The organism is Methanonatronarchaeum thermophilum (assembly GCF_002153915.1).
GTDB classification, from domain to species: domain Archaea; phylum Halobacteriota; class Methanonatronarchaeia; order Methanonatronarchaeales; family Methanonatronarchaeaceae; genus Methanonatronarchaeum; species Methanonatronarchaeum thermophilum.
Genome location: NZ_MRZU01000003.1, coordinates 322,501 through 336,420, shown reverse-complemented (window position 1 = coordinate 336,420; position 13,920 = coordinate 322,501). Strand labels below are relative to the sequence as shown.

Annotated in this window: 14 protein-coding genes and 1 tRNA gene (1 of these 15 only partly in view); 11 read left to right on the top strand and 4 right to left on the bottom strand. The window is 40.4% G+C overall.

The features are described from left to right. Nucleotides 1–88 precede the first annotated feature (88 nt). From hypE to AMET1_RS02965, 4 genes are all read right to left on the bottom strand, one after another. Nucleotides 89–1,114: a hydrogenase expression/formation protein HypE gene (hypE, locus tag AMET1_RS02980; protein ID WP_086636996.1), complete on the bottom strand. Its 1,026-nt coding sequence runs from the start codon at nucleotides 1,112–1,114 to the stop codon at nucleotides 89–91. Nucleotides 1,115–1,143: 29 nt separating this feature from the next. Beyond that, entirely contained in the window at nucleotides 1,144–1,512 is a 369-nt protein-coding gene (locus AMET1_RS02975) for a hydrogenase maturation nickel metallochaperone HypA/HybF (protein WP_086636995.1), read from the bottom strand. 17 nt (nucleotides 1,513–1,529) lie between these two features. Beyond that, a complete protein-coding gene (gene hypD / locus AMET1_RS02970; RefSeq protein WP_086636994.1) occupies nucleotides 1,530–2,606 on the bottom strand; it encodes a hydrogenase formation protein HypD in 1,077 nt (358 codons plus the stop codon). An 80-nt stretch (nucleotides 2,607–2,686) separates the two neighbouring features. Next, the gene (locus AMET1_RS02965) at nucleotides 2,687–2,926 is read right to left on the bottom strand and encodes a HypC/HybG/HupF family hydrogenase formation chaperone (RefSeq protein WP_086636993.1); all 240 of its coding nucleotides are present in this window, start codon (nucleotides 2,924–2,926) and stop codon (nucleotides 2,687–2,689) included. A 675-nt stretch (nucleotides 2,927–3,601) separates the two neighbouring features. On the opposite strand from AMET1_RS02965, the gene AMET1_RS02960 reads away from it, so the two are divergent. From AMET1_RS02960 to AMET1_RS02910, 11 genes are all read left to right on the top strand, one after another. Further along, a tRNA-Lys gene (locus AMET1_RS02960) sits at nucleotides 3,602–3,675 on the top strand. 55 nt (nucleotides 3,676–3,730) lie between these two features. Beyond that, a complete protein-coding gene (locus tag AMET1_RS02955; RefSeq protein ID WP_086636992.1) occupies nucleotides 3,731–3,994 on the top strand; it encodes a DNA-directed RNA polymerase subunit H in 264 nt (87 codons plus the stop codon). Beyond that, nucleotides 3,988–5,484, top strand: a complete 1,497-nt coding sequence (locus tag AMET1_RS02950) for a DNA-directed RNA polymerase subunit B'' (protein ID WP_394334875.1) — start codon at nucleotides 3,988–3,990, stop codon at nucleotides 5,482–5,484. The genes AMET1_RS02955 and AMET1_RS02950 overlap by 7 nt, the downstream gene beginning before the upstream one ends. A 13-nt stretch (nucleotides 5,485–5,497) precedes the next feature. Beyond that, nucleotides 5,498–7,312 (top strand): DNA-directed RNA polymerase subunit B, encoded by a 1,815-nt coding sequence (gene rpoB / locus AMET1_RS02945; protein WP_086636990.1) that lies wholly within the window; start codon nucleotides 5,498–5,500, stop codon nucleotides 7,310–7,312. A gap of 14 nt (nucleotides 7,313–7,326) precedes the next feature. Continuing rightward, nucleotides 7,327–9,957 carry a DNA-directed RNA polymerase subunit A' gene (locus tag AMET1_RS02940; RefSeq protein ID WP_086636989.1) on the top strand — a complete coding sequence of 877 codons (2,631 nt, stop codon included), beginning with the start codon at nucleotides 7,327–7,329 and terminating at the stop codon, nucleotides 9,955–9,957. Next, nucleotides 9,954–11,087 (top strand): DNA-directed RNA polymerase subunit A'', encoded by a 1,134-nt coding sequence (gene rpoA2, locus AMET1_RS02935; protein WP_086636988.1) that lies wholly within the window; start codon nucleotides 9,954–9,956, stop codon nucleotides 11,085–11,087. The genes AMET1_RS02940 and rpoA2 overlap by 4 nt, the downstream gene beginning before the upstream one ends. Nucleotides 11,088–11,090: 3 nt before the next feature. After that, entirely contained in the window at nucleotides 11,091–11,408 is a 318-nt protein-coding gene (locus AMET1_RS02930) for a 50S ribosomal protein L30e (RefSeq protein ID WP_161490736.1), read from the top strand. Next, nucleotides 11,401–11,832 carry a NusA-like transcription termination signal-binding factor gene (locus tag AMET1_RS02925; RefSeq protein ID WP_086636986.1) on the top strand — a complete coding sequence of 144 codons (432 nt, stop codon included), beginning with the start codon at nucleotides 11,401–11,403 and terminating at the stop codon, nucleotides 11,830–11,832. The genes AMET1_RS02930 and AMET1_RS02925 overlap by 8 nt, the downstream gene beginning before the upstream one ends. A gap of 233 nt (nucleotides 11,833–12,065) precedes the next feature. Next, a complete protein-coding gene (locus AMET1_RS02920; protein ID WP_086636985.1) occupies nucleotides 12,066–12,494 on the top strand; it encodes a 30S ribosomal protein S12 in 429 nt (142 codons plus the stop codon). A gap of 5 nt (nucleotides 12,495–12,499) precedes the next feature. Beyond that, entirely contained in the window at nucleotides 12,500–13,057 is a 558-nt protein-coding gene (locus AMET1_RS02915; RefSeq protein WP_086636984.1) for a 30S ribosomal protein S7, read from the top strand. Between the two features lie 22 nt (nucleotides 13,058–13,079). Next, nucleotides 13,080–13,920: the 5' portion of an elongation factor EF-2 gene (locus AMET1_RS02910; RefSeq protein WP_086636983.1), read on the top strand. Its footprint extends 1,337 nt past the window's final position; 841 of the gene's 2,178 nt are visible here — the first part of the coding sequence; it begins with the start codon at nucleotides 13,080–13,082; its stop codon lies beyond the right edge, outside the window.

Sequence of the window (13,920 nt, the reverse complement as noted above, 5' to 3'; positions counted from 1 at the left end):
GACAGGGATTTATTAAAAGATATAAATCCCATCACGTTTTTTTATTTTTTATTGGTAAATCTATTTTTTCTGTAGACTGGTTTTTGTTTTAGCAGACTCTTGGTATTGGGTCGCCTGCTGGAGGTTCGATATACCTTTTTCCACCTATCGTTGTTTCTAGTGTTACCTTGCCTTTTCCTTCTTTAACAGTTCCTATTACTGCTGTATCTTTTGCACCATCTATTTTTTTGAGTTTTTCAAGGATTTCATTTGCTTTTTCGGGTTTTACACCTATTATTGCTATTCCTTCGTTGGCTACGGACATGGGGTCTATACCGAGTATTTCAGATGCTGATTTTACTTCTTTTTTTATTGGTATTTTATTTTCTTTTAATTCGATGTTTACGTTGGCTTTGGAGGCCATTTCGTTGATAGATTTCGATAGTCCACCTCTGGTTGGGTCTTTCATTGCTGTGACACCACCGATTTCAAGTGCTTTGTCTATTATTTTGTTTATGGGTTTGACGTCGGATTTTATGTTTGATTTAAAGTTGAATCCTTCTCGATGGCTTAATATGGATAATCCGTGGTTTCCAACCGAACCTGTTAGTATTATTTTATCACCTGGTTTTAATCCGCTATCACTTATTGGGTGGTTGGTGTAGCCGATTCCTGTTGTGTTTATAATTATTTTGTCCAGTTCCCCTGCTTCCATAACTTTTGTGTCACCGGTTACGATGTCTACTTCGGCTTCTTGTGCGGTTTTGAATAGTGAGTTGATTGTTTTTTCAACAACCTCGATTTCAAGTCCTTCTTCTAGTATTAATGCAGAGGTGAGGGCTATTGGTTTCGCACCCATCACTGATAGGTCGTTTATAGTTCCTGAAACTGCTAGCCGCCCTATGTCGCCTCCAGGAAAGAAAATAGGTCTCACCACGTGACTATCGGTCGTTATAACTATGTTTTCATTGTTGTGAGGTATTGAGGCACCGTCATCTAGGTCGTGGAGCCCTATACCTCCATTTTTTTTGTCGGTGTGTTTTAATATTATGTTTTTGATGAGGCTGTCCATTACTTGGCCTCCAGCCCCATGTTCTATTGTTATTTTGTTCTCTTGTTTTTTGTTTACAGTCATTTTAGACCACCTTTCAACATTAGGTTTATTTATTTTTTTATCTCAATGTTCTCTATAGTTATCTCGCGTCCTTCTTTTATCTCGGGATCTGGTTTTCCACATTCAGGACAGTTTAAAGCCATTATTATGTCGGTTATGTGGTCTTTTGGTTCTACTTCACCTGAATATCCACAACTACAGTTTATAGTTACATTTACTGTCTTGATTTCAACTTCAACTTTGTCCAACATCTCAATCTTTTCTTTGATTGCATTTATGCAGAAGATCAGTTGTTCGTTGTTTATGTGTGCTAGATCTCCTTTCTGGATAGTTATTTTTTCTACAGATTCTGCTTTCTCCCGATCCGCTATCTCAAGTGTTTTTTCAACTATAGCTTCAGCTACACTGAATTCATGCATTTAATAACCTCTTTTCCTCAATCTTTTGATTCCCTATCTTTACCACCATATTTATACCAAATATTGCATTCCCCTTCACGACTTACCATGCAAGGACCTCGTGGGTCTTGTGGTGTACATTCTTTTGCGAAAAGACTACAGTCGGTTGGTTTGCCTCTGGCTGTCAATATTAGGTGGCACATACATCCCGGATGTATGTCTCTTGAATCTTCTATATCAATATCATACTTCACTCTAGCATCGTATCGACTATATTCATCTTTAATTTCAAGGCCAGAGCCGGGTATTGTCCCTATACCTCTCCAATCTGCATCTATTGTTTTAAAGACTTTATCCAACATTTCAAGTGCTTTTGGATTTCCTTCTTCGTTAACCGCCCGTTCATATGCATTTTCAACTTTAGAGGTGTTGGCGTCAACCTGTTCAGTTAATTTCAATAAGGCATATAATATGTCAAGGGCTTCAAAACCAGATACTACTACGGGCATCCCATATTTTTGTGAGAACACGTTGTAGCTTTTTGTTCCTATTATCGTTGATACGTGTCCTGGAGCTATAAACCCATCAAAATCAACTCCTTCTATATTAAGCAGAGCCTCCATTGCTGGAGGTATCAACCTATGTGAAGTCAGAATAGAGAAATTGTTTGGTAGGCCATTTAAAACGGCTGCTGCATTAGAAGGTGCTGTTGTTTCAAAACCTATCCCAAAGAAAACAACCTCATCTACTTCATTTGAAATCTTGATTGCTTCTTCAATACTATATACCATCCTAACATCATGTCCCTTAGACCTAGCATCGAAAAGACTTTTATCGGTACCTGGAACACGAAGCATGTCTCCAAAAGTCGCTATAGTCACATCGTTTTCAGCGAGCCAGATTGCTTCATCGATTTCTTTCGCAGGCGTTACACATACAGGGCATCCAGGCCCCATTTTAAGCTCCAACCTCCCTGGTATTATTGAACGCAAACCATGTTTCAATATTGATTGTTCATGAGTTCCACATACATGAAGAGCTTTTAAACCATCTTTAGGGCATTTATCATCTATTTTATTCGAAAAACTCTTTGCTAACTCCTTCTTTGAATCCATTTTTATCAAACCAGTTCTTAAAATACAAAACTAAAACCCAGATACCTAACGAATAACAGATAAATAGTAATTAAATGAAATTATTTTTGTTCGGCAGCCTCTTCATATGAATCGAGGTATTCCCTAAATAGTTTTAGTCTTTCTTCGGCTTCTTCTTCAGGTAAGACCTGGATAGCTTGCCCTACATGGTTAAGAACGTAGTCACCGACCTCTACATCATCCAAGAAATCTATCCTAACAGTCCTCTCTACACCTTCGAACTCAACCGTTGCTTCATTTCCATCAATCTCAACAACCTTCCCAGGTACAGCTATACACATATCGACATCAACAAGTGTTTTTGTTCTTCAGTCCATACCTTTTTTTCTCATTCTAGCACTTAACTAAAATCTAAATATTGAAGGTATAGATAGAAGGTGGGTAAATAAGTTTAAGCACATATAGGATCGGTGTTGAAGCTTCACCATTTAGTCTATCAACCCCAGAAAAGAATGAATGGATGTAGTCAAAATGTATTTCTCGGATCTATTCCTAACTGGGTTGGATGGAATTTGACATCCTCCCTGCCCTGAAGGGCGGGGCTTTCTCCTCGCACTTCCGTAAGGAGTTTTATTTTGTATTGAAAATGTGTCTTATAAAACACCAGGTCTGGTTGTTTGGATTTCATATCAATGATGTTTGGTTTGGTTTTTAGGTTAGATTGGTTTATAAGAGTTATTTGGTGGGTGGTTTTTGGGTTTTTTTGGTTGTTTAACCGTAATTATTATATTATACAAAGAATTAGTGGTTATGTCCTTTGTTTGTGTGTGGTTTTGGTTGTTTGTGAGGTTGGTTGGTATGGGATAGTTATATAGGGCTCTAGGTCACTCAAATATAGGAAGTTTTAATATTGGATAAAACAAAAGTTTGAGGTTGCATGCTAAGGCCTAGTTTTGTGTTGAATGTATTGTTTGGAAAGCCATCTTGTTTTGAAAGGTTGGTCCGAATTTATAGATGGGCTCGTAGCTCAGCTCGGCAGAGCGTCTGGCTTTTAACCAGACGGTCAGGGGTTCAAATCCCCTCGAGCCCGCTTAACTTGCTATTTGTATTGTTATTATTGAATAAACTTGAGATGAGTGGATACTATGGGTAAAAAATACAACGTTATGGATCACGACCTAGTTCCTAGGCATGAGATTGTTCCTGAAGAGGAAGCCCAGGAAATCTTAGAAAAACATGATATCGATGCCAAAAAACTTCCTAAAATCCTGAAATCCGACCCTGTTGTTAAGGAGATTGGGGCTAAATCGGGAGATATTTTGAGAATTACTAGAGACAGTCCTACTGCGGGTAAGGCTATTTTATACCGTCTTGTTGTAGATGAAGAGATAGGGGGAGATATATTTTGAGCTTTACAGAACTAACTGAAGCGTATTTAGATGAGAAAAGCATTGCTAGCCATCATATAGAGTCTTTTAATGATTTTCTAGAAAACAGACTTCAGAGAATTATTGATGAACAAGCAGTTATTGAGACTGATATTGAAGATGAAGAAATCAGTTGTTTCAATGTTAGGCTTGGTCAGATAAAGGTTGAAAACCCTATTGTTCGGGAGGCGGATGGCTCAACTAGTAAGTTGTTCCCGACTGAAGCGAGAATACGGAACATAACTTACTCGGCACCGATTAAGCTTGAGATGATTCCTGTTGAAAACGAAGAGGAGAAAAAGGCTGAGTGGGTTGAGGTAGGGGCGCTCCCCATCATGTTGAGGTCTAAAAAATGCAACCTACATGGTTTAGATGAAGAAGAGTTGATAGAGAAAGGTGAAGATTCGCTTGACCCTGGAGGTTACTTTATAATTAATGGGTCTGAAAGAGTTCTCGTTACACTTGAAGACCTTGCTCCTAACAGGATTATCGTTGAGAAAAACGATAGGTATGGCGATGAAATAGAGGTTGCTAAGACTTTTTCTAAAAAAGAAGGATATAGAGCTCTTATAATAGTTGAGAGAAACCGAGAGGGATTACTCGAAGTATCTTTCCCAGGACTTTCAGGTAGAATAAACTTCATAACTTTAATGAAAGCGCTTGGAATGGAAACAGATCAACAGATATCTAAAGCTGTTTCACAAGACTCTGAAATAGTTAAGTATATGTTTGAAAACCTCGAGGAAGCCGATGTTGAGGATAAAGATGAAGCAATATCGGTTATAGGTAAGAGAGTTGCAGCAGGCCAAGCGAAGGAGTACAGGATACGTAGAGCGAACTATGTATTGGAACACTACCTACTGCCACACATTGGTAAAGAACCGGAAGACCGAATAATGAAAGCACATTACCTTGGTCGTATGGCTGAATCCTGTTATGAACTCGCTTTGGGAAGAAGAGATGAAGACGACAAGGACCACCACAGTAATAAAAAACTAAAACTCGCCGGAGACTTAATGGAAGACCTATTCAGAGTCAGTTTAAACCGGCTTGTAAAAGACGTTAAGTATCAATTAGAGCGGGCAAACACCAGAAACCGAGAACTAAGAGTAAAAACATCGGTACGTCCAGATGTCCTCTCCCAAAGACTACAGAGCGCAATGGCGACAGGGGAGTGGGTAGGAGGTAGAACAGGTGTTTCCCAACTACTCGACAGAACAGACCACATGTCAACACTTGCACACCTAAGAAGAGTGGTATCACCACTATCAAGGTCACAACCCCACTTCGAAGCAAGAGACCTACATCCAACACACTGGGGACGTATATGTCCAAACGAAACACCAGAAGGACCTAACTGTGGATTGGTAAACAACTACGCAATGTCCGTAGAACTAACAAGCGGGGCACCAGAAGACAGAATACAAAACGCCCTGTCAGACCTAGGACTAAACAGAATAGAGAGAAGCTAAAGAGAGGATCTAAATGGAAGGCGCAAAAGTATTTCTAAACGGAAGCCTCGTAGGCACACACGATGAACCCCAGAAGTTCGTTGAGAACTTCAGGCAGAAAAGACGTAACAACGAGGTTCCAGAAGATGTTAATGTTTCATATCAAGAAGAAACAAACGAAATAATAATAAGATCAGATTCAGGTCGGGCACGACGTCCATTGATAGTTGTAAACGATGGAGAGCCCGCAATAACCGAAGAACACATAAAAGGAATTAAAAACGAAGATTACGAGTGGGAAGACCTACTAAAAGAAGGAGTAATCGAATACATAGATGCTGAAGAGGAAGAAGACTGTTTAGTAGCAATAGAACCTGAAGAGATAACAGAAAAACACACCCACCTAGAGATAGACCCCGCACTCATACTCGGAATATCCGCATCGATGCTACCATACCCCGAATACAACGCATCACCAAGAAACACAATGGGTGCAGGTATGGTAAAACAGGTTTTAGGACTACCCCAATCAAACTTCAGACTAAGATCAGACACAAGAGCCCACCTACTAAGCTACCCACAAATGCCATTGGTGAAAACACGAGTCATGGAGCACATCGATTACGACAGAAGGCCGGCAGGAGAAAACTTCATAGTAGCCGTACTCTCATACGGTGGATACAACATAGAAGACTCAATCATATTTAATAGGAATTCAGTAGAGAGAGGCCTTGGAAGAAGCCATTTCTATAGAATGTACGAAGGTGAAGAAAGAAGATATCCCGGAGGACAAAGAAACAGGTTCGAAATACCAGACCCAGAAGTAAGGGGTGCCCGGGGAGAAGAAGCATACAAACACCTAGACGAAGACGGATTAGTGAACCCTGAAACAGAAGTAGGGCCAAACGACGTCCTAATAGGAATGACATCACCACCAAGATTCCTTGAAGAACCAACAGAACTCGGTTTGTCACCACAAAAACGAAAAGAAACCAGCGAAACAATGAGATCCAACGAGAAAGGAGTTGTCGACACAGTAATACTAACAGAAACAGAAGAAGGACTCAGACTAGCAAAAGTAAGAGTAAGAGACGAAAGAATACCTGAACTAGGTGACAAATTCGCATCAAGACACGGACAGAAAGGAGTCATAGGGAAAATAGTCCCACAAAAAGACATGCCATTCACAGAACAAGGAATCGTTCCAGACCTAATAGTAAATCCACACGCAATACCAAGCAGAATGACAGTAGGACACGTTCTCGAGATGATAGGAGGTAAAGTAGCCTCTCTAAGAGGAGAAAAAGTAGATGGAACCGCATTCAGCGGTGAAACAGAAGACGAACTACGAGAACAACTAATGGAAAACGGATTCAGCCACACAGGAAAAGAAGCATTATACGACGGACGAACAGGAAAAAGAATAAAAGCAAACATATTCACCGGAGCAATCTTCTACGAAAAACTATACCACATGGTTTCAGGAAAAATCCACGCAAGGTCAAGAGGACCAGTACAAGTCCTAACACGACAACCAACAGAAGGAAGGGCAAGAGAAGGAGGACTCAGGTTCGGAGAGATGGAGAGAGACTGCTTAATAGCGCATGGAGCATCAATGGCCCTAAAAGACAGATTACTAGACGAATCAGACCGAGTAATAGAGTTGGTATGCGAAGAATGTGGACACATAGCCGTTTTCGACAAAAAAAGAAACATGTCATACTGTCCAGTATGCGGTGAAGACGTCACAATGTCAAAAGTAGAACTAAGTTACGGATTCAAAGTCCTACTAGACGAAATAAAAAGCATGGGCATAATGCCCCGGCTAACACTGGAAGACAAAATATAAAGGAGTTTTTAGAAATGCACACCCCGCTTAAACGTATTAGAAGTGTTAATTTTGGCATACTATCCCCAGAAGAAATAAGAAAAATGAGCGTCACCAAAATCATCACCCCCGATACATACGATGATGATGGATATCCCATCGAAATGGGATTGATGGACCGGCGGTTAGGAGTTATAGACCCCGGATTAGAATGCAAAACATGTGGAGGACGGCCAGGTGAATGTCCAGGCCATTTCGGTCGAATTGAACTCGCAGCACCCGTAATCCACAGTGGTTATGCAAGAGACCTAAGGAGACTATTAAGAGTAACATGCCGTGAATGCGGAACACTCCTACTAACAGATAAAGAAAAACAAACCATAGTCAAAGAACTTAAACAAATGAAGGAGATGAACGAGCCGGTAAAAAAAATCGTTCGAAAAGCAATACGAGAAGCAAGAAAAACAAAAGAATGCCAGAAATGTGGTCGAGAACAAAACAAAATAAAATTCGAAAAACCAACAACATTCTACGAAGACGGAGAAAAACTAACCCCCTCAGACATAAGAGAATGGCTCGAAAAAATACCTGACGAAGACGTAAAAGTACTGGACATAGACCCTGAAAGCGCCAGACCAGAATGGATGGTTCTAGAAGTACTGCCAGTACCACCCGTAACAATAAGACCATCAATAACACTCGAATCAGGACAGAGATCCGAAGACGACATAACACACAAACTGGTGGACATACTCAGAATAAACCAGAGATTCCAAGAAAACCGAGAAGCAGGAGCACCACAACTCGTAATAGAAGACCTATGGGAGTTAATACAATACCACGTAACAACATTCATCGACAACGAGGTCTCAGGAATACCACCAGCAAGACACAGATCAGGAAGACCACTAAAAACACTCAGCCAGAGACTAAAAGGAAAAGAAGGAAGATTCCGAAACAACCTCTCAGGAAAACGAGTCAACTTCAGCGCACGAACAGTAATATCACCCGACCCGAACATATCGGTAAACGAACTCGGAGTACCAACACAGATAGCAAAAGAAATGACAATACCTATAGAAGTGACAGAGAGAAACATCGAAAAAATGAGAGAAACCATACTCCGTGGATCCCAAACACACCCAGGAGCAAACTACGTAAAAAGACTCGACGGACGAAAACAAAAAATCACAGAAGAAAACAAAGAGATGGTCGCCGAAAAAGTAGAGGTAGGTTGGAAAGTAGACCGACACCTAAAAAACGGTGACATCGTATTGTTCAACAGACAGCCATCACTACACAGAATGAGTATAATGGGACATCGAGTACGAGTAATGCCAGGGAAAACATTCAGAATAAACCTATGCGTCTGCCCACCATACAACGCAGACTTCGACGGAGACGAAATGAACCTACACGTACTTCAAGGAGAAGAAGCAAGAGCCGAAGCAGAAGTCCTAATGGAAGTGCAAGAACACCTAATATCACCCAGATTCGGAGCACCAATCATAGGAGGAATCCACGACCACATAACAGGGTCATTCATGCTTACAAGAAAAGGAACACACCTCGACAAAGACGACGCAATAGAACTACTCAGAATGGCAGACATATACAGCCTCCCAGAACCACAGACAAAAGAAAACGGAGAAGAATACTGGACAGGAAAACAGATATTCAGCCAAGTACTACCCAACGACCTCAGCCTAAAATACCGAGGCGAGTTATGCGAAAACTGCAATGAATGCAAACAAATAGAATGCGAAAACGAAGCATACATCAAAATAGAAAACGGCGAACTAAAATCAGGAGTAATAGACGAAAAAGCATTCGGAGCATTCAGCGGAGTAATACTAGACAGAGTAGTAAGAGACTACGGCAGCGATAGAGCCCTAAAATTCCTAAACGACGTAACAAGACTAGCAATACGATCGATAACAAAATTCGGTTTCTCGATCGGAATAGACGATGAAGACCTACCAAAAGAAGCAGAAGACCAGATAGAAAGAATCGTAGAAAAAGCCGAAGAAGAAGTTGATAAACTAGTCGACACATACGAAAGAGGAGAACTAGAACCAATACCAGGCCGATCAATAGAAGAAACACTCGAAATGAAAATCATGCAAACACTAGGAAACGCAAGAGACAAAACAGGGAAAGTCGCAGAACAACACCTCGGAATGGATAACGCAGGCGTTGTGATGGCCGTATCAGGAGCTAGAGGAAGTATGCTTAACCTCACACAAATGACAGCTTCCGTAGGACAACAATCAGTGCGTGGAGAACGAATAAACAGAGGATACGAAAAAAGAACACTATCCGCATTCGAAAGAGACGACCTTGGAGCAACAGCACGTGGATTCGTATACTCAAGCTACAAAGACGGTTTATCCCCAACAGAATTCTTCATGCACGCAATGGGTGGAAGAGAAGGACTCGTAGACACAGCTGTAAGAACAGCCCAATCAGGATACATGCAAAGAAGACTAATAAACTCACTACAAGACCTAAAAATCAGCGAAGACGGAACAGTGAGAAACACCTCAGACGACATAATACAATTCGAATACGGAGAAGACGGAGTAGACCCAAGCAAAAGCTTTAGAGGCGACCCAGTAGACATAGAAGGAATAATAGATGAAGTAAAAATGGAGGCAGAGAAATGACCAAAGAACCAATAAAAAAATACGACGGAAAACTCCCCCCCAAAATACTCCACGAAATAAACGAAAAAGCCATAGAAAACAACTTAACAGACAGCGAACTCGAAAAAGTACTAGAAAAAGCATTACAACAATACCAAGAAAAACAAGTAGACTATGGAGAACCCGTCGGAACAGTCGCAGCACAATCAATCGGAGAACCAGGAACACAGATGACAATGCGAACATTCCACTACGCAGGTGTCGCAGAAATCAACGTAACACTCGGACTACCAAGACTGATAGAGATCGTCGATGCAAGAAAAACACCATCCAGCCCAATGATGACCGTTAAACTAGAGGAAGAATACGCCAAAGACAGAAACAAAGCCCGAAAAATCGGATGGAAAATAGAAGAAACAAAAATCAAAAACATCGCCGAAATCGAGCCAAACCCATCACAAATGAAAATCACACTCAAACTAGACGAAACAATGCTAGACCGAAGAGACCTCACAGAAGACCAAGTAGTAGAAATAATAGAATCAGAAATAAACCTAGACGTAACAAAAGAAAACAAAAAAATCGTCATAAGAACCAAAAAATCATCATACAGAGAACTACTCAGAGCAGTAGAACAACTCAAAGAAATCAAAGTAGCAGGAATAGACGGCATAAAACGAGCAATAATAAGAAAAGAAGACGACGAATACACAGTATACACAGAAGGATCCGCATTCAAACAAGTACTAAAACTCGATGGAGTAGACTCACAAAAAACAAAAACAAACGACGTACACGAAATAAACAACGCATTAGGGATAGAAGCAGCAAGACAAGCCCTAATAAACGAAGCAATGGATACATTGAGAGAACAAGGACTAGAAGTAAACGTAAGACATATAATGTTAGTAGCCGACGTAATGACAACCACCGGAAGACTCAAACAGATCGGAAGACACGGAGTAAGCGGAGACAAAGAAAGCGTACTCGCAAGAGCAGCATTCGAAGTAACAGTAAAACACCTTTTAAACGCCGGCAAAAAAGGACAGTCAGATGAACTTAAGGGAATACCTGAAAATGTAATAGTTGGCCAGCCAATAGAACTTGGAACTGGCGTAGTAGACTTAGAAATGGAATCAATGGAGGGTTAAATTTTGGATTTTGAAAAAGCTATTGAAGACGCTATACACACAGGAAAAGTGAAAATAGGGTCAAATGAAACAATAAAAACACTAGAAGAAGAAACAGCAGAGCTGATAATAACGGCAAACAACTGCCCAAAAAACATAGACATAGAGATAACCCAGCTCGCGAAAGAAAAAGGAATTAAAATAATCGAATTAAACACATCTAATTATGAATTAGGGGCATTATGCGGCAGACCACACTCTGTAGCCGCATTATCAATAATAGACCCCGGAAAATCAAGAATACTAGGAGTCCAAGAACTCACTGGTGAGATAAATGAGTGAAGTAAAACTATCATCAGACGAAATAAGATACATAGCATTGTTTGAAAGCCTAACAGGAGCAGGAGCAAGAGATTGCTACGTAGACGAAGAAAACGATAGAGTAATATTCGTAGTAAACCAAGGCGAAATGGGACTAGCAATAGGTAAAGGCGGAAGAAACATAAAAAGATTCAGAGAAACAGTAGGAAAAAGAGTAGAAGTAGTAGAATACGCAGAAAACCCCGCACCATTCATCGAAAACGCTTTATCACCAGCCGAAGTCGAAGAAATAGAGATAGTAAACGGAGAAGAAGGCAAAAAAGCAGAAATCGAAGTCAAAGAAAGCAAAAAAGGACTAGTAATCGGCAAAAACGGTAGAAACATCGAAAAAGCCAAACTACTAGCAGACAGACACTACAACATAAACGACATAATATTACTATAAAAAAACAAGACTCAAAAACCAAACAAAAAACACAACAAAAACAAGCAAACAACCACAAAAAACCGTTTGGAAATAAAATTGGTTCAAACAACCTAACAAAAGGAAAAAAGAACCAAAACACCTAAGAGTCAAAAGATATTTTAGGTTCTAATCACAATAAACTGAAAAGCTATCTTGATTCTACAGTACATTAAGATTGAGCCTTAAAGACAAAACTAAACTAACGTGATAAAATGGGTAAAGGAATGTATGCAGCTAGAAAACTAAAAAAAGACCGACAGAAACATAGATGGAGCGATAAAGATTACCAAAGAAGAGTATTAAACCTAGACGAAAAAGCAGATCCTCTAGAAGGAGCACCACAAGGAACAGGAATCGTAATCGAAAAAGTAGGAATCGAAGCCAAACAACCAAACTCAGCAATAAGAAAATGTGTAAGAGTACAACTCGTAAAAAACGGAAGACAACTAACAGCCTTCTGTCCAGGAGACAACGCAATCTCATTCATAGATGAACACGACGAAGTACTGATAGAAGGAATAGGCGGTCGAATGGGCCGTTCAATGGGAGACATCCCCGGCGTACGATTCAAAGTAATAAAAGTAAACGGCGTCTCACTCGAAGAACTCGTTAGAGGAAACAAAGAAAAACCAATGAGGTAAACCACATGACAAAGCTATTTGGAAAGTACGACCTCACAGAGGTAGAAGTAACAGACGAAGGACTAGAGAGATACATAAACCTCGACGAAGTAGTTCTCCCACACTCAGGCGGTAGAAAAGCAAACGACAAATTCAAATCAGACATACCAATAGTAGAACAACTAATAAACAAAATGATGAGAAGCCACGAAAACACAGGAAAGAAAAACAAAGCATTCAAAATAGTCAAAGAAGCATTCGAAAAAATACACAGCGAAACAGGAGAAAACCCAGTTCAACTACTCGTACACGCAATAGAAAACGCAGGACCAAGAGAAGAAACAGTACGACTAAAACAAGGAGGAATATCAATACAAAAACCAATAGACGTATCCTCCCAAAGAAGAGTAAACGTATCACTAACACTAATAGCAGACGGCGCAAAAAAATCCTCATTCAAAAAAGACCAAGGAATAGTAGCATCCCTGGCAGACGAAATAATCAAAGCATCCAACCAAGACATGTCAAGCTACGCAGTCAAGAAAAAAGAAGAAAAAGAAAGAGTCGCAAAAGCAGCCAGATAAAAACAAAAAAACGGTGAAAACAATGGGAAGAAAAGAAAAAATGGTACAGAAAGTAAAGCGATTAATGGACAACAGAGAAAGAATACGAAACATAGGAATAGTAGCCCACATAGACCACGGAAAAACAACACTAACAGACAACCTACTCGCTGGAGCAGGTATGATATCAGAAGAACTCGCCGGCGAACAACTCTTCATGGACTTCGACGAAGAAGAACAAGAAAGAGGAATCACAATAGACGCAGCAAACGTATCCATGGTCCACGACTTCGATGACGGAGAATACCTAATAAACCTAATCGACACACCAGGCCACGTAGACTTCGGAGGAGACGTAACAAGAGCAATGAGAGCAGTCGACGGAGCAGTCGTAGTCGTAGACGCAGTAGAAGGATGCATGCCACAAACAGAAACCGTCCTAAGACAATCAATAAAAGAAAACGTAAAACCAACACTCTTCATAAACAAAATAGACAGACTAATAAACGAACTCGAACTATCCGCCGACGAAATGCAGAAAAAATTCGTCTCCGTAATAAAAGAAGTAAACGACCACATAACCGGAATGATCGAAGACGAAGAAAGAGCAAAAGAATGGAAAGTAAACGTAAACGACGGAAGCGTCGCATTCGGCTCAGCACTATACAACTGGGCACTCAGCCTACCATACATGGAACAAACAGGAATAACATTCAACGACCTAATACAACACGCTAAAAAACAAGAACACGTCGAACTACACAAAAAAGCACCACTACACCGCGTCGTACTAAACATGGTAATAAGACACCTACCAAACCCACTACAAGCACAAGAATACAGAATCCCAAGCATATGGGACGGAGACCTAACAAGAGACATCG